Annotated in this window: 21 protein-coding genes and 1 pseudogene; 12 read left to right on the top strand and 10 right to left on the bottom strand. The window is 62.8% G+C overall.

Annotation, left to right across the window (positions count from 1 at the left end; translation table 11 throughout):
• Nucleotides 1–2: 2 nt before the first annotated feature.
• The 3 genes from hpaI to KPL81_RS02730 are packed head-to-tail and all read left to right on the top strand — an operon-like array spanning nucleotide 3 to nucleotide 2,828.
• Nucleotides 3–806, top strand: coding sequence for a 4-hydroxy-2-oxoheptanedioate aldolase (gene hpaI / locus KPL81_RS02720; protein ID WP_219790584.1), 804 nt, complete (start codon nucleotides 3–5; stop codon nucleotides 804–806).
• 47 nt (nucleotides 807–853) lie between these two features.
• On the top strand, nucleotides 854–1,297 hold the full coding sequence (locus KPL81_RS02725) for a tripartite tricarboxylate transporter TctB family protein (RefSeq protein ID WP_219790585.1): 444 nt from the start codon (nucleotides 854–856) through the stop codon (nucleotides 1,295–1,297).
• Nucleotides 1,298–1,301: 4 nt separating this feature from the next.
• Nucleotides 1,302–2,828, top strand: a complete 1,527-nt coding sequence (locus KPL81_RS02730) for a tripartite tricarboxylate transporter permease (RefSeq protein WP_219790586.1) — start codon at nucleotides 1,302–1,304, stop codon at nucleotides 2,826–2,828.
• Between the two features lie 54 nt (nucleotides 2,829–2,882).
• On the opposite strand, the gene KPL81_RS02735 is transcribed toward KPL81_RS02730, so the two are convergent.
• Nucleotides 2,883–3,914 carry an Acg family FMN-binding oxidoreductase gene (locus KPL81_RS02735; RefSeq protein WP_219790587.1) on the bottom strand — a complete coding sequence of 344 codons (1,032 nt, stop codon included), beginning with the start codon at nucleotides 3,912–3,914 and terminating at the stop codon, nucleotides 2,883–2,885.
• A gap of 206 nt (nucleotides 3,915–4,120) precedes the next feature.
• Here KPL81_RS02735 and KPL81_RS02740 point away from each other — a divergent pair, with 206 nt between their 5' ends.
• The 4 genes from KPL81_RS02740 (at nucleotide 4,121) to KPL81_RS02755 (ending at nucleotide 7,071) form a co-directional block, all read left to right on the top strand.
• Nucleotides 4,121–4,609, top strand: coding sequence for a pyridoxamine 5'-phosphate oxidase family protein (locus KPL81_RS02740; protein ID WP_219790588.1), 489 nt, complete (start codon nucleotides 4,121–4,123; stop codon nucleotides 4,607–4,609).
• Nucleotides 4,610–4,790: 181 nt separating this feature from the next.
• Nucleotides 4,791–5,126 carry a hypothetical protein gene (locus tag KPL81_RS02745; RefSeq protein WP_219790589.1) on the top strand — a complete coding sequence of 112 codons (336 nt, stop codon included), beginning with the start codon at nucleotides 4,791–4,793 and terminating at the stop codon, nucleotides 5,124–5,126.
• A 197-nt stretch (nucleotides 5,127–5,323) separates the two neighbouring features.
• Nucleotides 5,324–5,890 carry a TetR/AcrR family transcriptional regulator gene (locus tag KPL81_RS02750; RefSeq protein WP_219790590.1) on the top strand — a complete coding sequence of 189 codons (567 nt, stop codon included), beginning with the start codon at nucleotides 5,324–5,326 and terminating at the stop codon, nucleotides 5,888–5,890.
• Complete coding sequence (locus tag KPL81_RS02755) at nucleotides 5,887–7,071, top strand: MFS transporter (protein ID WP_219790591.1); 1,185 nt, start codon at nucleotides 5,887–5,889, stop codon at nucleotides 7,069–7,071. The genes KPL81_RS02750 and KPL81_RS02755 overlap by 4 nt, the downstream gene beginning before the upstream one ends.
• Here KPL81_RS02755 and KPL81_RS02760 read toward each other — a convergent pair whose 3' ends face one another.
• From KPL81_RS02760 to nfsA, 3 genes are all read right to left on the bottom strand, one after another.
• Nucleotides 7,072–7,287 carry a hypervirulence associated TUDOR domain-containing protein gene (locus KPL81_RS02760; RefSeq protein ID WP_219790592.1) on the bottom strand — a complete coding sequence of 72 codons (216 nt, stop codon included), beginning with the start codon at nucleotides 7,285–7,287 and terminating at the stop codon, nucleotides 7,072–7,074.
• Nucleotides 7,288–7,352: 65 nt separating this feature from the next.
• Nucleotides 7,353–7,694 (bottom strand): DUF427 domain-containing protein, encoded by a 342-nt coding sequence (locus KPL81_RS02765; RefSeq protein WP_219790593.1) that lies wholly within the window; start codon nucleotides 7,692–7,694, stop codon nucleotides 7,353–7,355.
• Nucleotides 7,694–8,425 (bottom strand): oxygen-insensitive NADPH nitroreductase, encoded by a 732-nt coding sequence (nfsA, locus tag KPL81_RS02770; protein ID WP_219790594.1) that lies wholly within the window; start codon nucleotides 8,423–8,425, stop codon nucleotides 7,694–7,696. The genes KPL81_RS02765 and nfsA overlap by 1 nt, the downstream gene beginning before the upstream one ends.
• A 155-nt stretch (nucleotides 8,426–8,580) precedes the next feature.
• Between nfsA and KPL81_RS02775 the strand changes: the two genes are divergently transcribed.
• Nucleotides 8,581–8,970, top strand: coding sequence for a GFA family protein (locus KPL81_RS02775; protein WP_219790595.1), 390 nt, complete (start codon nucleotides 8,581–8,583; stop codon nucleotides 8,968–8,970).
• A gap of 47 nt (nucleotides 8,971–9,017) precedes the next feature.
• On the opposite strand, the gene KPL81_RS02780 is transcribed toward KPL81_RS02775, so the two are convergent.
• A complete protein-coding gene (locus KPL81_RS02780; RefSeq protein ID WP_219790596.1) occupies nucleotides 9,018–9,923 on the bottom strand; it encodes a LysR family transcriptional regulator in 906 nt (301 codons plus the stop codon).
• Nucleotides 9,924–10,094: 171 nt separating this feature from the next.
• Here KPL81_RS02780 and KPL81_RS20700 point away from each other — a divergent pair.
• Nucleotides 10,095–10,226 (top strand): annotated as a pseudogene (locus KPL81_RS20700) (SDR family oxidoreductase); the annotation flags it as partial.
• Nucleotides 10,227–10,341: 115 nt separating this feature from the next.
• Nucleotides 10,342–10,884 (top strand): SDR family NAD(P)-dependent oxidoreductase, encoded by a 543-nt coding sequence (locus tag KPL81_RS02785; protein ID WP_338035588.1) that lies wholly within the window; start codon nucleotides 10,342–10,344, stop codon nucleotides 10,882–10,884.
• An 83-nt stretch (nucleotides 10,885–10,967) separates the two neighbouring features.
• Here KPL81_RS02785 and KPL81_RS02790 read toward each other — a convergent pair whose 3' ends face one another.
• The 4 genes from KPL81_RS02790 to KPL81_RS02805 form a co-directional block, all read right to left on the bottom strand.
• Nucleotides 10,968–11,432 carry a DUF2846 domain-containing protein gene (locus KPL81_RS02790; protein ID WP_219790597.1) on the bottom strand — a complete coding sequence of 155 codons (465 nt, stop codon included), beginning with the start codon at nucleotides 11,430–11,432 and terminating at the stop codon, nucleotides 10,968–10,970.
• A gap of 316 nt (nucleotides 11,433–11,748) precedes the next feature.
• Nucleotides 11,749–12,372 (bottom strand): LysE family translocator, encoded by a 624-nt coding sequence (locus tag KPL81_RS02795; RefSeq protein WP_240549019.1) that lies wholly within the window; start codon nucleotides 12,370–12,372, stop codon nucleotides 11,749–11,751.
• A gap of 55 nt (nucleotides 12,373–12,427) precedes the next feature.
• Nucleotides 12,428–13,258, bottom strand: a complete 831-nt coding sequence (locus KPL81_RS02800) for an AraC family transcriptional regulator (protein WP_219790598.1) — start codon at nucleotides 13,256–13,258, stop codon at nucleotides 12,428–12,430.
• Between the two features lie 113 nt (nucleotides 13,259–13,371).
• Nucleotides 13,372–13,947, bottom strand: coding sequence for a nucleoside deaminase (locus KPL81_RS02805; RefSeq protein WP_209473859.1), 576 nt, complete (start codon nucleotides 13,945–13,947; stop codon nucleotides 13,372–13,374).
• Between the two features lie 99 nt (nucleotides 13,948–14,046).
• On the opposite strand from KPL81_RS02805, the gene KPL81_RS02810 reads away from it, so the two are divergent.
• Together KPL81_RS02810 and bfr are read left to right on the top strand one after the other, a co-directional pair.
• On the top strand, nucleotides 14,047–14,580 hold the full coding sequence (locus tag KPL81_RS02810) for a YgjV family protein (protein ID WP_219790599.1): 534 nt from the start codon (nucleotides 14,047–14,049) through the stop codon (nucleotides 14,578–14,580).
• A gap of 113 nt (nucleotides 14,581–14,693) precedes the next feature.
• Nucleotides 14,694–15,161 (top strand): bacterioferritin, encoded by a 468-nt coding sequence (bfr, locus tag KPL81_RS02815; protein ID WP_209473861.1) that lies wholly within the window; start codon nucleotides 14,694–14,696, stop codon nucleotides 15,159–15,161.
• 57 nt (nucleotides 15,162–15,218) lie between these two features.
• On the opposite strand, the gene KPL81_RS02820 is transcribed toward bfr, so the two are convergent.
• Nucleotides 15,219–15,584: a YciI family protein gene (locus KPL81_RS02820; protein WP_219790600.1), complete on the bottom strand. Its 366-nt coding sequence runs from the start codon at nucleotides 15,582–15,584 to the stop codon at nucleotides 15,219–15,221.
• Nucleotides 15,585–15,726: the final 142 nt, after the last annotated feature.

The following is a 15,726-nucleotide window of genomic DNA, read 5'->3' on the forward strand; positions in this document are numbered from 1 at the left end:
TCATGAAACTTCCGATGAACGGTTTCAAGCAAGCCCTTGCAGAGGGTCGACCTCAAATCGGTTTGTGGTGCGCCCTGGCGGACGCCTACGGCGCCGAAATCGCCGCCTCCGCCGGCTTCGACTGGCTGCTGATCGATGGCGAGCACGGCCCCAACGACGTACGTTCGATCCTGGCGCAGCTGCAGGCGGTGGCTCCCTACGCCACCCATCCGGTGGTGCGGCCGATAAACGGCGATGCCGACACCCTCAAGCCGTTACTCGACATCGGCGTACAGACGCTACTGGTGCCGATGGTGGAAAGCCGCGAACAGGCACGTTGTATCGTCGAGGCCACCCGCTACCCACCGCATGGGCGTCGCGGCGTGGGCGCCGGCCTGGCGCGGGCGTCGCGCTGGGGGCGAGTGCCGGACTACATTCACTGCTGTCATGAGGAATTGTGCCTTCTGCTGCAGGTGGAAAGCCGTGCAGGGCTCGACAACCTGGAAGAGATTGCGACGGTGGAAGGCGTTGACGGAATCTTTATCGGTGCCGCCGATCTGGCTGCGGACATGGGGTATCTCGGCCAGGCCGGCCATGCGGCGGTGAACGCAGCGTTACTGGACGCTTTCAAGCGTATCCGGGCGACAGGCAAGCCCGCCGGTGCGCTCACCGTCAACGAGGAGCTGGCCCGCGAGCATCTCGCCGCCGGCTGTCGGTTCCTGGCCGTGGGGGCCGATACCGCCCTGCTGGCCCGCGCTACGGACACGCTGCTGCGCCGCTTCAAGGACCCGGATTCATTGTCGCCATCCATGGCAGGCGCTGACTGACGCCATTCTCACAAGCTCTAGGTGCGCATCCGAGAGGAGAACAATAAATGACACGTCCCATTAACGGCTTACAGCTCGGCGCCGCGTTGCTGCTGGGTCTGCTGGGGCTCTACATCATCTGGCAGGGAAGCAGCTACGATATCGGCTCGCTGCGCCGCATGGGGCCGGGGTTCTTTCCGATAATGGTCGGATCAGTACTGTTATTGTTCTCCGTCCTCTTGGCAGCGGAGCAGTGGCGTACGGAAAAAGAACAGGATTTCTGGATTCCCCGCCCAATTCTCATGATTTCTGCCGGTTTTGTGGCATTCGCTGCGTTACTGGAGCGCACCGGCCTAGTGCCCGCCACCCTGGCTCTGGTCATGCTGGTGTCTCTCTCCGAAAAACCGGTGCGTCCGTTGGCGGCAATCGCTACCGCGGTGTGCCTGAGCGTACTCGGCGTTTCGGTCTTCATATACGGCCTCGGTATTCCGGTCGCCGCGATTCGATGGTGAGCTGATGGATATCTTCCAGAATCTGGCGCTCGGCGCCGAGATCGCGTTCTCCTTGGAAGGCCTGCTGTTCTGCTTCGTAGGCGTTCTGGTCGGCACCTTCGTGGGCGTGCTGCCGGGCATCGGGCCATTGGCGGCAATTTCCCTGGCATTGCCGATGACCTACTACCTCTCTCCGCCAGTCGCACTGATCATGCTCGCCGGGATCTTCTACGGCGCCCAGTATGGCGGCTCGATCGCTGCGATCCTGCTCAACCTTCCGGGCACCGCCTCGGCGGCGGTGACCTGCCTCGATGGCAACCAGCTCACCAAGCAGGGACGTGCCGGTGTGGCGCTGTTCACGGCCGCCATCGCCTCCTTCATCGGCGGCATCGTCGCTATCTTCATGGTGCTTGGTTTCACGCCGGTGATTGCTTCATTCGCCATGGGTTTTGGTCCCGTGGATTACTTCTCGATCATGCTGCTGGGTCTGGTAGCCGCATCCACCCTGTCGGTAGGGTCGCCGCTCAAGGGGATGGCCATGGTGATCGTAGGCATCGCGCTGGGGCTGGTGGGTACCGACGAGACATCTGGCGCCTTGCGCTTCACTTTCGGCGCCCTGGCCCTGGCCGACGGCATCAGTCTGGTGGCGCTGGCAATGGGCCTGTTCGGCGTTGGCGAGATTCTCGCCAACCTGGGACAGGAGAGTCATACGCCGCCAAAGGCCAGCGGCCTGACGTTCAAGTCCATGATGCCCAAGCCGGCGGAATGGCACGGACTTTTGAAAACCATGCTGCGTAGCTCCGGCATCGGCACCTTCGTCGGTGCCTTGCCCGGTTCCGGCCCGGCGATCGCCGCCTTCATGTCCTACGCGGCGGAGAAAAAGCTGGCGAAAAATCCGGAAAAACTCGGCCAGGGTGAACTGCGCGGCGTGGCCGCGCCGGAATCCGCTAATAATGCGGCGGTACAGGCGGCATTCATTCCCACCCTGAGCCTGGGTATTCCCGGTGACGCCGTCATGGCGGTACTACTCGGTGCGATGATTCTCCACGGCATTACTCCCGGGCCAATGCTGATAACCAGCAATCCGGAAATGTTCTGGGGTCTGGTGGTCAGTTTTGGCGTCGGCAACATCATGCTGCTGATACTCAATGTGCCATTGATCCGCCTCTGGGTGCGCATGCTGTCGATTCCCTACCACATGCTGTACCCCGCGATGCTGTTTTTCATCTGCATCGGTGTGTATTCGGTGCGATCCAGTGTGTTCGATATCTACACGGCACTCTTCTTCGGCGTGATCGGCTACTTCCTTATCCGTCTTCGCTATCCAGCCGCACCACTGCTACTCGGCTTCATTCTCGGCCCTATGATGGAAGTGCATTTCCGACGTGCCCTGTTGATGTCGCGTGGGGATTACATGACGTTCTTCGAGAGCGTACCAAGCACCGCTTTTCTCATTCTCAGCATGCTGTTCCTCTTGCTGCCGATCTGGACCATGTTGCGTAAACGTAGCGCTCGTGTAAGGAGGTCGCGTGAGGCAGATCGGTCCTTCTAGGGAGTAGGGAGAAATCGTGCCTAGCCGAATGGTAGACGGTTCAGGCATGCCATCCTATGCGCTGGCGGTGGTGACGAGCACCGACTCCACCGGCCGGCGCAGCGAGCGCGGCATCGCTTTGCCCCGGCCGAACCGCACCACCAGGTCGGGGCGGCCGCCGACGATCCCCAGCGCATCGGCAAACGCCGGGCGCACGCTCGCTTCCTCGACCGGCTGGTTGATAAAGGCGTTGCAGATACCGAGCGTCGTCGCCTGCAGGGCGAAGCGTTGGTAGCAGCGCCCGGCTTCGACCCAGTGCGCCTGGTCGTCGGCTTGTGAGATGAACACGGCAATGCCGGCGGAGCTGCGCACCTGACGGGCGACCTTGGCGTTCTCGGCGCCTTGCCGCAGCAGCGCACGGAACAGCCAGCGGCCTAGCCAGCGCGGGGTCGGTGGGCTCCCCATCGAGCGGGCGAAGAGCCCATCCCCGGCCGTGATCGCCTCTTGGTCCCCGAAGCGGATCCAGGTCTCGAGTTCCTGCCGAAACGCCCGGTTGCCGATCTGTCGGCCGTTGGCAAGCAGCACGTATTCCAGCACGTTCTCGATGGCTTTCTTCTCGGTCAGCAGGCTGATCGAGACCCCCTGCCCGGTTCCCGCAGCCTGGAGCAGGTAGAGTTGCTCGTCGGCGATGGGCGAGCCGTCATAGTCGGTGCGTGAGCACTGGCGGGCCGGAATGGCATCGAATAGTGGGGAAACCTCGGGCTGGCAGGGCGCCAGCGTGACGCGCACCTCCCCGGCCCCTTCGGCATGGAAGCTGACCTCGCCCTGCATGCCGAGCGCCCGCGCCGCCAGGCTCAGGTTCTCGGCGGCGCATCCCAGCGAGACGTAGAGGTGGTGGTCATCCGGATCGACGACCGGGGTGCGCCGGGTGAGATCCGGCAAGATGGATATGGCATCCTCGGCGATGCGAAAGCGCCAGCACTGGGTGTTGTGGCCGGAGGGGGCCAGGGTGGCATAGCGAATGAGCTCCTTCACCCTGGCGGCCTGGTCGGGCAGCTGCCCGTCGCCATGGCGCCAGAGGTTCTTCACCACCTGCTCGTAGTTCATCGCCTGCCCCATCCCGTCGTCGCCCCCTGCTGACTTCAGTTTAGCGCCAACATTGCTCGCGAGCGCAGGTGACACGCCATGTTCGATGTACTGCCTTGCCAGGTCATTTGCCGGGGTGGCTCCGGGTTACTAGGCTGATCTCGTCATGTTCGGCATTGCCGGATGACGCCTATTCGCCGCACCGTTTTCGACAGGAGGTTGAAGCCATGTCCAGCCCTGAGCACAAGCAGAAGATATGGAAGATGATCAAGGAGATACAGGTCGGCATGCTGGTCACACTGGATGGCGACATGCCCCGCGCCCGGCCGATGCATCTGGTGCAGGACGAGTACGACGGCACGCTGTGGTTCTTCACCCGGCGCAGTGCCGAGAAGGTTTCCGAGACCAATCGCGACCACGACGTCTGCCTCAGCTTTTCCGACCAGGAAGAGGGGGTATACGTCTCGCTCTCGGGCAAGGCCAACCTGACCGCCGACCGCAGGCTGATCGAGAAGTACTGGAATCCGTTCGTCGCGGCCTGGTTTCCCGACGGCAAGGACGATCCTGATCTTGCGCTGCTGGAGGTCAAGGTGACCATGGGCGAGCACTGGAAGGCCAAGGAGAGCAAAGTGTTCCAGCTCTATGAGTTCGCCAAGGCCAATGTCAAGAAGGATGCCACGCCGAACTTGGGCGAGAACGAGAAATTCGGCGGCTGACGTCGTGCGCGGGCAGCCCTTGCAAGGCCCTTGCCGCGCGGCTTCGCCATGGCTCCGCAGAGGTGTGCGGGTGAGCGGAGACTTACATTTTTTCCGTTGAGCCCGCCGCCTTGCCTCAGGCAGGATGAAGGTAGAAAAGCAGGTTGGTAGACAAGCAACGGCATACCGCTGGAGGAGCCACATGCAACCGCTGAGCTATTACTACTACAACGTGCTGGAAGGTCTCGAAAAGCCGTGCGACGTGCCGTCATCCCAGCTGCAGGAGGGCTACGACATCCTGTATCGACATGGCGGGCGCATCGAAATGGACCTGATGCGCAAGGCCGAGGATAGCAATGCCCAGGGCGCGCCCTACCACTGGTACGAGGCCCTCGATGAAGAGCAGCGGGCGAAACTGCACAAGGCCCTGGACGACGAGAACCCCGCCAAGATTCTCAAGATCATTCAGCGCAACGGCTATGCTGGCGTGCTCTACCATCATGCCTGGCATAACTTCCGGGAGCCGGGAGCGGCCTGAACCGCTATCGAAAATCCCAGCATGTCGGGTAGGTGATACCGACTGCTAGATAAGTCATCCGTAACGTACAGGGCCGCTTTCCCAGGGAAGCGGCCTTTTTGTTGCCCAGGTCAAGGCGTGACGGTTTGACACCGTCGCCGCTCTGTATTTAACTGCTCTCAAGTTTATATAGATCGGTCTATATAGGAGCGTCTTCAATGCCAGCCTCAAAGCGCGATCAGCTGCTCGCCACGGCCGAGCGTCTCTTCTATGAGCAGGGGTTCCACGCCACCGGCATCGACCGCATCGTGGCGGCGGCCGGCGTCGTGCGCATGACGCTCTACAACCACTTCGCCTCCAAGGAGGCCTTGGTGGCGGCCGTGCTGCAGGCCCGCCATGAGCGCTTTATCGCCAGCCTCGATGCGGCGGTGGCCTGCGCCCCGCCGGGCGAGGCGACACGGGCCCTGGTCGAGGCCCATGGGCAATGGCTGGAGTGCAACAGCCAGCTGGGTTGCATCATGGTCAAGGCGATGGGCGAGTTCGCCGAGCACAGCGCCGAAGTCCATGCGCTGGCAATATCCGCCAAGCGCGACCTGCTGGCACGCCTCGAAGCCGCGGTGGCACGCGATGGCCTCGAGCGTCAGGACGACCTGGCGCGGCGGCTCTTCATGGTGCTCGAGGGAAGCAATACGGCCGTGGTGCTGATGGGCATGCAGAGGGCCCTGGACGATACCCGGGCGGTGACCGACGCCCTTCTCGATACCGCCCGGAGCGGTACGCCATGAGGCCTCTTTCTTCTCTCGGCATGGCGGCCCTCGGCAGCGGGGTCATCGCCATCACCTACGGTCTGGCCCGCTTCGTGTTCGGCCTGTTCCTGCCCTCGATGCGCGACGAGCTGGCGATCTCCGCGACCATGGCGGGTGTCATCGGCGCACTGCCCTTCCTGAGCTTCGTCTTCGCCATCCTTGCCGCGCCCTGGGTGACGCGCCGCCTCGGGGTTCGCCGCGCGGGAGTAGCGGCCGCCGGCCTGGCCGGGATCGGGCTGTTGACGATCGCGCAGGCACCGTCGGCGCTGTTGCTGGCCGCCGGTGTGCTGATCTGCGGCATCAGCACCGGCCTGTCGTCGCCGGTCATGGTGCAGGCGGTGTTCCGCGTCGTGCCGCCCGAGCTGCGCGGACGCGTCAACGCCACGATCAATGCAGGTACGAGCCTCGGTATCGCCCTCGCCATGCCGGCAGTATTGCTCTGGGCCGAGGCCTGGCGCAGCGCCTACACCGGCTTCGCTGTCCTGGCGGCCCTGGCTGCCCTGTCGGCGCTTTGCTATCTGCCTCGGGACGAACAGCGCATGTCGCTTTCGCGGCCCCGCCTGCTGGCCATGCCCGTCAGCCGGGCGCAATGGCTCGGGATCGCCCGTCTGAGCGGCCTGGCAGTCTGCATGGGATGCGTGAGCGCGGCCTACTGGGTGTTCGCCCCGGATGCGGTAATCAACGCCGGGGGACTCACCCCGAGCAATACCGCCTGGATGTGGCTGGCGGTCGGCCTCGGGGGGCTGACGGGTGCCGGTGCCGGGGATCTCATCTCGCGCTTCGGGCCGGCCGCGAGCCATGCCGGCAGCCTGACGGTGATGTCCGCCAGCCTTGCGCTGCTGGCCATCGATCCCGGCAACTTTGCCTTCGCCATGACATCCGCGGCCCTGTTCGGCGCCGGGTACATGATGCTGACCGGCTTCTACCTGGTCAGGAGCACCCAGATCATGACCGAGGCCCCCGCCTTCGCCCCGGTGCTGCCGCTGCTGGCCACCTCGGTGGGCCAGGTCGCCGGTTCTCCACTAGCCGGCTGGCTGGTCGGTAGCGAAGGCCATGTCATCACCTTCCTGCTCTTCGCCGTTCTGGGACTCGCCGTCGCCGGGCTGGGGTCGTGGTTGCTCAAGGAGAGAGCAACCGCGGGCTTGCGCGCTCCCGGATAGCTAGTCCTTTAGCTTGGTCAGCGCCGAGTCCTTGTGCATGGCGATGTGATCGGTCTTGTCGCTCTGGATCTCGTATTGCGGCTCGTTCTCACTGGCGTGGCGCTTGCGCCCCTTGAACTCCGTCTCCCGGGTGTGGACGCGGATGATCTTGCCACTTACCCGGCCCGCCTCGGAGTTCCAGCTGACGTGATCGCCCACCTTGAAGCGTTTGGCCATGCTCACCTCTCCCTGGGGTATGTTCCACGAGCTGAAGCATAGCCCAGGCCCCGGAGGCCTTCCGCCTAGGGGACTTCCGTCACGAGCGCCTTGTCGTCATCGAACGCCAGGTATCCCGCGATCACCTCCATGCCTTCCAGCGGCCGCTCGTAACTCCATGCCACATCGGCCCGGTCGCCAAACGAGAAGTAGGCGGCATCGCCCTTGAACGGGCAGTGGGTCACGGTATCGGAACGGGTCAGCCGGTCCATGCGCACGTCTTCGCGGGGAACGTAGAACCGCGGCGGGTAGCCGCGCTCGCGCAGCTCGAGAACGCGTGTGGTATCGGCGAGCCGGGTGTCGCCGATTGTCACCTGTACCCGGTGCCTCAGCGGATTCAGGGTGATACGAGGCTCGGTGGAGGTCATTACTTCATCTCGAAGCCGCGTTGGGTCAGGAAGTCGCGCATGTGGGCGCGCAGCTTGCTGTCGAACAGCGGGGTCAGGTTCTTCGACCAGTTGGCATCCTTGTTGCCGCCGCGACGCTCGCCGTAGTAGCGCTGCATGGCGTCGTCGAAGGCGGCGACCTGATCGCTGTCGTCAGTGTAGAAGTCCTCCTTGAGGATCGCTTCCACCGGCAGGCGCGGCTTGACGTCGGGGTCGGCGTCCGGATAGCCGAGGCACATGCCGAACACCGGGTAGACGTGCTCAGGCAGGTGCAGCAGGTCGCTGACGGCCTGGGGGTTGTTGCGAATGCCGCCGATGTAGCAGATGCCGAGGCCCTCGGATTCGGCGGCGATGGCGACGTTCTGCGCCATCAGCGCGGTGTCGACGCTGGCCACCAGCAGTTGCTCGGTCATGCCGCGCACGACATTGGCGCCGGTGCGCTCCGAGGCCTCGGTGGGCCGCTTCATGTCGGCGCAGAACACCAGGAAGTCGGAAGCGTTGGCCACGTAGGCCTGGCCGCCGGCCAGCTCGGCGATCTTCTCGCGATTTACCGGGTTCTTAACGTGGATGACGGTGTAGGCCTGGACATGGCTGGATGTCGCGGCGGCCTGGCCGGCGCGAATCAGCTCGACCAGCAGCTCGTGCGGGATCTTCTGGTCGGTGAATTTGCGAATCGAGCGGTGGGATTTCAGCAGTTCGATGGTGGGGTTCATGTCGCCTCACGGTATGCGTGTCGTTTCGTTACCTTGCTCATTATCTTTCATTCCGGCACGCATTGCATTTCGTCGGGCGTGGGCTGACCGCTATCCTTGGCGTTATCGTCTCGAAGGGCGCTTTGCCCCTTGAGCTCATACGCAGGAGGCGCAACATGGACCAGCACACCGGCGGTTGCCTATGCGGCAACGTGCGCATCGTGGCGTCGGGGCGCCCCTACCGGGTCGGTATCTGCCACTGCCTGGACTGCCGCAAGCATCATGGCGCGCTCTTCTATGCCTCGGCGGTGTTTCCCCAGGAGGCGGTAACGATTGAAGGCGAGACCCGCGACTACCAGGGGCGTTTCTTCTGCCCCCGTTGCGGCTCGTCGGTGTTCGCCCGCACCGGAGATGAAATCGAGGTGCACCTGGGCGCGCTGGACTTCCCCGATCAGCTGAAACCCACCTACGAGAGCTGGGTCGTGCGCCGCGAGACCTGGCTGCCGCCGTTTCCGTACATGAAACGCTACGACTGCGATCGCGACGAAACAGGGCGGGCTGAGTAGCAGTAAGGAGCAAACGGCCACGTTGGCTGGCGGCTCAGCGGGACAGACTATGTGCCTGACGCCTTTACCAGATCGATAAAGGCGCGTAGCCCCGCCGGCACGTGGCGATGCCCCGGGTAATAGAGCATCAGACCGGGGTACGGTGGGCTCCAATCTTCCAGCAGCGCCACCAGCTGGCCCGAAGCGAGGCGCTCGCTGGCGACGATTTCGGGCACGTAGGCAATGCCGAGGCCGTCGGCTGCCGCTTCGGCCATGAGCTCGTTGTCGTCGAGCGTCAGCGCGCCGGGAACATCGATGGCGATTTCCTGTCCTCGCCGCTCGAACTCCCAGCGGTAGCGCTTGCCACTGGGTAGCCGCTGGCGGATGCAGCGATGCTTGTGCAGGTCGTCGGGCACGCCCGGCGTGCCGAAGCGGTGCAGGTAATCCGGCGAAGCCACCGCCAGGAAGCGCATGGTGTCAACCAGCTTCACCGCGATCATGTCCTGGGGCACCGCCTCACCCAGCCGAATTCCGGCATCGAACCCCTGCTCGACGATATCGACGAGCCGCCCTTCGCTGACGAGGTCAAGTTCCACCGCCGGATAGCGGCGCAGGTAAGCCGGCACCACATGGGCAAGCAGCAGCCGAGCCGCTGCCCTGCTTGCATTGATGCGCAGGATGCCGCTGGGCTCGCCGCGGTCGTCGGCAAGGGTATCCAGCGTGGCGTTCAGTTCACTCAAGGTCGGCGTGATACGCGCCAGAAACCGGCCGCCCGCATCGGTCAGGGAGACGCTGCGAGTGGTGCGGTGGAGCAGGCGCACGCCGAGCTGCTCTTCCAGATGTCGCATTCGGTGGCTCAACGCCGAGCGCGAGACGCCGATGACATCGGCAGCGCGGCGAAAGCTGCGTTCGGCAGCCACCACTGCGAAGGCCTCCAGATCGGCCAGGCTTGGCTTCAGGGTCGGCTTGGTCATGTTCGATCTCGTCATTAGTGAAATTCTCTCACGGATCCATACAACAGTAGCCTACTTCTGCATTCCAATCGGCAGCGCCACCATGGCTTCGTCAATCCACCCGAAGGAAGGAACGGAATGATGAGCAAGACATGGTTGATTACCGGGGCAAACTCGGGCCTCGGCCGTCTGATGACGGAAAGCCTGCTGGCACGTGGCGATCGCGTGGTCGCCACGCTGCGCCGGGAAGGTGCGCTCACCGAACTGCAGCAGTCCCATGGCGAACGCCTGATGGTGTTGAAACTCGACCTTACCGATGTAACGAGGATTCGCGAGGCCACGCGCGAGGCTTTTGCCCGGATGGGCAGGATCGATGTAGTGGTAATCCAATGCCGGCTATGGGCTCTTCGGCGCCGCCGAGGAGCTCAGCGATGGGCAGATCGATCATCAGATCGCTACCAACCTCACCGGTTCGATTCAGCTCATTCGTGCGGCTCTGCCCTACCTGCGCGATCAGGGCGGCGGGCGCATCGTGCAGGTCTCCTCAGAAGGCGGCCAGAAGGCCTACCCCAACTTCTCGCTCTACCACGCGACCAAGTGGGGTATCGAGGGTTTCATCGAGTCAACGGCCCAGGACGTCGCGCCGTTCGGGATCGACTTCATCATTGTCGAACCGGGCCCCACCGCGACCGACTTTGCTGCGGGCCTCGTGCGTGGAACGCCAATGGCCGTCTATGACGCCACTCCCGCCGGCGATGTCAGGCGCGCCCTGGCAGATGGCAGCTTCGAGATAAAAGGCGATGCCGGCCGAACTGTGGAGGCCATGATCGCCGCTGCCGATGAAGCTCATCCGCCCTTTCGGCTGGCACTCGGCAGCACGGCCTATACAGGTATCAAGCAAGCCCTGGAAGAGCGGCTCCATGCGCTCGAGGCACAGCGCGATGTGGCCTACTCAGCCGATGTTGGAGATGTCGTGGCGTAACACGGCGTCGATGATAGGTCCTGGAAACAGGACTCTCGCCGAGAAGTGTTGAAGCGCCGCCGTAAGGCGGCGCCCTCTTTGGCTTACTGGCTACAGTTTCCAGATGTTGCCATGCTCAGCTTGCTCACCTCTTCCATGCCCTGCTCTTCATCGACGAGCCGAAGGTTGGCACCACCGACGAACGCCCCAATCTTGATGTACTGCTCGACAAAATAGTTATTTCCCGACTCCGTCATGAGGCTCAGCGTATTGGGAGAAAACTCCGACTCGGTGGCAACCTCGTGTTCTTGATCACCTTCTACTTGGTGATAGAAGAAAACGCCTCGGGCGCTTTCACCTATGCACTCGCCGTCGATCCAGATATCTTTCTTAAGCGCAGCCCCGAAAGGGGATTGTTTGCGAAAGACATACACACCTGCCATACCCTCTTCCGGGGCTTCGAACTGCTTGGCTTGAGATGACTCCTGCTGAGACGCCATATTGACCGAGGCGCACCCCGTCATCAGAGCCAGTACCGCCATGGCAGCTGTGGTTTTAAGTAGCTTCATTTCAGTTCCCTTTCTTTTGCGTTTCCAGCAGCTTCAAGCCGCTTTTACTTGCTGGCCCCACAGGACCGCGCTCTTTGGCTGTTGCCAAAATCCTTCCATTAGAAAAAAGATGCCACGCTTCGCTCTCACTATTTCCGAGAGCGAAGCGTGGCACTCTGGTCGTTTTCCTTGAATCGACAAGTATGATGATAAGAAGTCTGGGCAATCGCTTATCACTGGGCATCCTTGCGCGCGCTATTGTGTATTGGCAACAAGATTACCATTCCCGGCCGTAAAATCCGGTGCGCCAAGTCAACGGAAACCAACGAAGTCAGCGTCAGGATCTGACCATGAAACCCTCCCCAGCCAACGGTAGCCACACGTGCTCGTAGCCGATGGTGATCGCGACCCACACCAGCAACGCCGCCATGGCAAGGCTGAACCCCTTCAGCAGCCAGGGATTGGCAATCCGGTGGCCCACCACGGTGCCCATCAGCGCATAGCTGCCGGGTGCGCCAAAGGCCAGTACAGCCAGCCCCAGCGACCAGAACAGCAGGCTCACGCCATGGATGCCGGCGGCGGGGAACTGGAGGGTGACGATCGGCAGGGTCGCGACCATGGCCTTGGGATTGCACAGCTGCATGATCAGGCCGTCGCGAAACTGCAGCACACGCGGCGCCTGCCGAGCGGCACCCAGCTCTATGGTGGAGCGGGCGATCTTGATCGCCAGGTAGAGGATATACCCGCAACCCACCGCCCCCACCACGGCGAGAATGTCGCCACGCATCCAGGCCGCGCCGGCCCAGCCGAACAGCAGGAAGAGCGTGAGCATGGCCAGCCCCACGCCGACGAAGAAGCCGAGGGAAGTTCTGGCCTGGCCGTTGAGGCCGGCGTTCAGGCCGAGCAGATTCACAGGCCCAGGCGTGTACATGACGCCCAGGGCATAGGCGACGATCTCCATGGGAGTCTCTCCGACAGAAGTGTGTTGGAAACCGAGCAATAGCAGCCAAGCGCCGCTAGGTGACGCTGCGCTGGTACTGATGCGGCGTCTTGCCGTAGATACGCTTGAAGCGGCGGTTGAAATGACTGAGGTCGGTGAAGCCGTAGCGGAGAGCCACCTCGTTGGGAGCCTCACCGGCCTCCAGGGCGCTGCGCGCGGCATTGACCCGGCAGCTCAGCACGTACTGGTGCGGCGTGATACCGAACTGTTGCCGGAACAGACGCAGAAAGTGGTATTTGGAGAGGTGAGCGGCTTGGCTGATGTCATCCAGCGAGAGGTCCGCCTCGAGATGGGCGAGCACGTACTCCTTGGCCCGTAGCAGCAGCGCATCGGGTCGGCTCACCTTGCCACCGGGCTGGAACTTGCCGGCGCGCTGCACCAGGCGGGTCGCCATGCGGTGCAGGGCGTGCTCCTGGTCGATACGCGTGCCCTGCCGGTGAATCATGAGGCCCGCCAGCTCCAATATGGCGTGGCGCAGCTCGGGGTCGGCCAGTAGGGTCTCGCTGCCGTGGAACCGAGCGGCACGCGGGCACCCTGCCGCATCGGCGAACGAGGCCTCGAGCTGGGCGGCGGGGACGTAGATCATCACGTAGCCCAGCGTGGTGTCATCCCCCGGGTGGCCGTCGTGCACCTGCTCGGGGTTGAACTGGATGACATTGCCCGGCGGGCTGCGGTGAAACTCACCGCCGCTGAAGAAGTCCTGCCGCCCGGAAAGCGTCACGCCGAAGGCGTATTCCTCGTGGGCATGGCGGTCGTAGCTGAAGTCGCTCAGCGACGCCTGGAGCACCCTGAGCTCGGGTACCTGCCGGCTCTTGTAGTAATCAAAGCGGCTGGATTGCTTGACCATGCCACACCTCCCTGGACGCCATACAGGCATAGCCTAGGCCGAGCCCCGGGAGAAGGCTTGGACATTATTGCGGAAACGCCGGCAGCAGCCATCTGCACTGAGCCGTTACTATGTCATGGCTTGCGCGTTGCCCTCACGCCCTTCCAGTCTTCGAGGTCCAGCTCGGGCCGCTCGGCGCGGAAGCGGGCGTAGAGATCGATGCCGCGCGTGTCCTCCAGAATATCCACCTGGATGCCTTTTTCACGCAGTAGGGTTTCCGTGCCCGAGGCGTTGGTGACATCGCCCACCACCACGCGGGAGAAGCCGCGCATGTGGAGCAGGGTCGCGCAGATCTCGCAGGGGCTGAGCGAGGTAAAGAGCGTGGTCTGGCTGAAGTCGAGGCGTCCGGCATCGCGGATGGCGGAGGTTTCGCCATGATTGTAGGGATGATTCTCCTGCACCAGGGTGTTGTGTCCCTTGCCGAGAATGCGCCGCGAGGCGTTGTCGACGATTACCGCGCCGATCGGACAACCGCCCTCGTCGTGGCTCTTCTGCGCCAGCAGTACGGCAATTCGCATGAGGTCGGCGTCGGTCAATCGCTGGGCGAACGCTTCATCCATCAATACCGGCAGGCTCGCCGTCGGCATGTGGGCGATGGCGGCCAGCGCGGCCTGCGTTATCTCCGTGCGAGAATCCAGCAACGTTTCCATGGCGCCTCCGATAAATGGTCAGGTAGGGGAAAGCGTACCAGCAAAGCCCGTCGCTGCCGTGCTAATCTCCAGTCCATTAGCTACGTAATGGAATTCATCATGGAAGAGATCGGCCTGAGATGGCTGCTCGGCCAGGGTGTCAGCCTGGTGGCCCTGACCCTGTGCATCGTGGCCTTCGCCAGCAAGCGCGACGACCGGCTGTTCGTGCTGCTGCTGTTCGCCAACGTGGCCTTCGCTGCCCAGTTCGCACTGTTCGAAAGCTGGGTGGCCGCCGGCATTTCGGCGCTGATCGTGCTGCGCATTGCCCTCGTGCGCCGCTTCCGCCGCAACCGCGCCTTCATGCTGGGCATGCTGCTCGCCACCCTGGCGGTGGCTGCGCTGACCTGGAGCGGCCCACGTGACATCCCGGCGCTGGCCGCGGGCCTGCTGGGCACTTACGGCATGTTCATGCTGAGTGGCATTCCCATGCGCATCGCCCTGGCCGGGGCAGCATTGTGCTGGGTCGCCAGCAATGTCCTGGCAGGTTCCATTGGCGGCACTATCGCCGAAAGCCTGATCTTCCTGACCAACGTGATCACCATGCTGCGCTTGAGGCGCGATGCTCGAATCCAGTACCCGGCAAGCGAAACCTAATGCGAATCGCATGCAAAACAATTACAACCATATGAATTTAAAGAGAAATTGACCAACTCTGCGATTGGCCATAGGATACCCTCATTCCCCTCGCGCTAATGGAAAGGTTCCGCATGAAAGGCAAGCAGAACATCATCGACGCTCTGAACGGGCTGCTAGCGGCGGAGCTCGCCGCCATGGACCAGTACTTCATTCACTCCGAGATGTACGCCGACTGGGGCCTCACCAAGCTCTACGAGCGCATCGCCCATGAGTTCGACGATGAAAAAGGGCATGCCAAGCAGCTGATCGAGCGCATCCTGTTCCTGGAAGGCAAACCCGACATGCATACCCGCACCCCGGTGCGCATCGGCCAGGACGTGGAGGAGATGCTCGGCAACGACCTCCAGCTCGAGTATGAGGTGGGCGACGCTCTGAAGGAAGCAATTGCCCTGTGCGAACGGGAGCAGGACTTCCAGACGCGCAACGTGCTGGTAGGCCTGCTGGCCGACACCGAGGAGGACCACGCCTACTGGCTGGAGCAGCAGCTGCGGCTGATCAAGATGCTGGGCAAGCCGAACTACCTGCTCTCGCAGATGTAATCTCTATTCGCCCGATAGAGCCCGACGGCCCTCTGCCGCGGGCTCGACTGGCGGCAGCTAGAATGCCGGCCGCGGTTGAGCGAAGTCCACCACGGGGCGAACCTCGATGGCACCGATGCTGGCCAGGGGGTGACCGCTGGCAACCCGGACGGCGTCTTCAAGATCCTCAGCCTCGATGAGAATGATCCCGCCCAGTACCTCCTTGGTTTCCATGAAGGGACCGTCGGTCGCCAGTACTTTTCCATCTAGCTTTCGCAGCACCCGAGCCGTTTCGGGCAGTTCCAGGGCCTCCCCCATGACGAAATGGCCGCTCTCCTTCACTACTTCGTCATAACTCGTGCATTTTTCCAATGCGTCGTTGGCTTGTGGGCTTCCGCCAAATAGCAGCTTGGGATCGTAGTAGATGAAGCAGGCATAGCGCATGCTGTTGCTCCTTGCATTGTGTGGAGGGTCATTATCGTTTTGGCGCTCATGATTTCGACATGGCATGCCCTGTCGAAATTACAGCGACTCAACCGAATACCAGGAGTCAGCACAATCGACTAAACCTCTGACACCACCCTAT

Origin of the sequence: Billgrantia antri, assembly GCF_019430905.1 — a bacterium.
Taxonomy (GTDB): domain Bacteria; phylum Pseudomonadota; class Gammaproteobacteria; order Pseudomonadales; family Halomonadaceae; genus Halomonas; species Halomonas antri.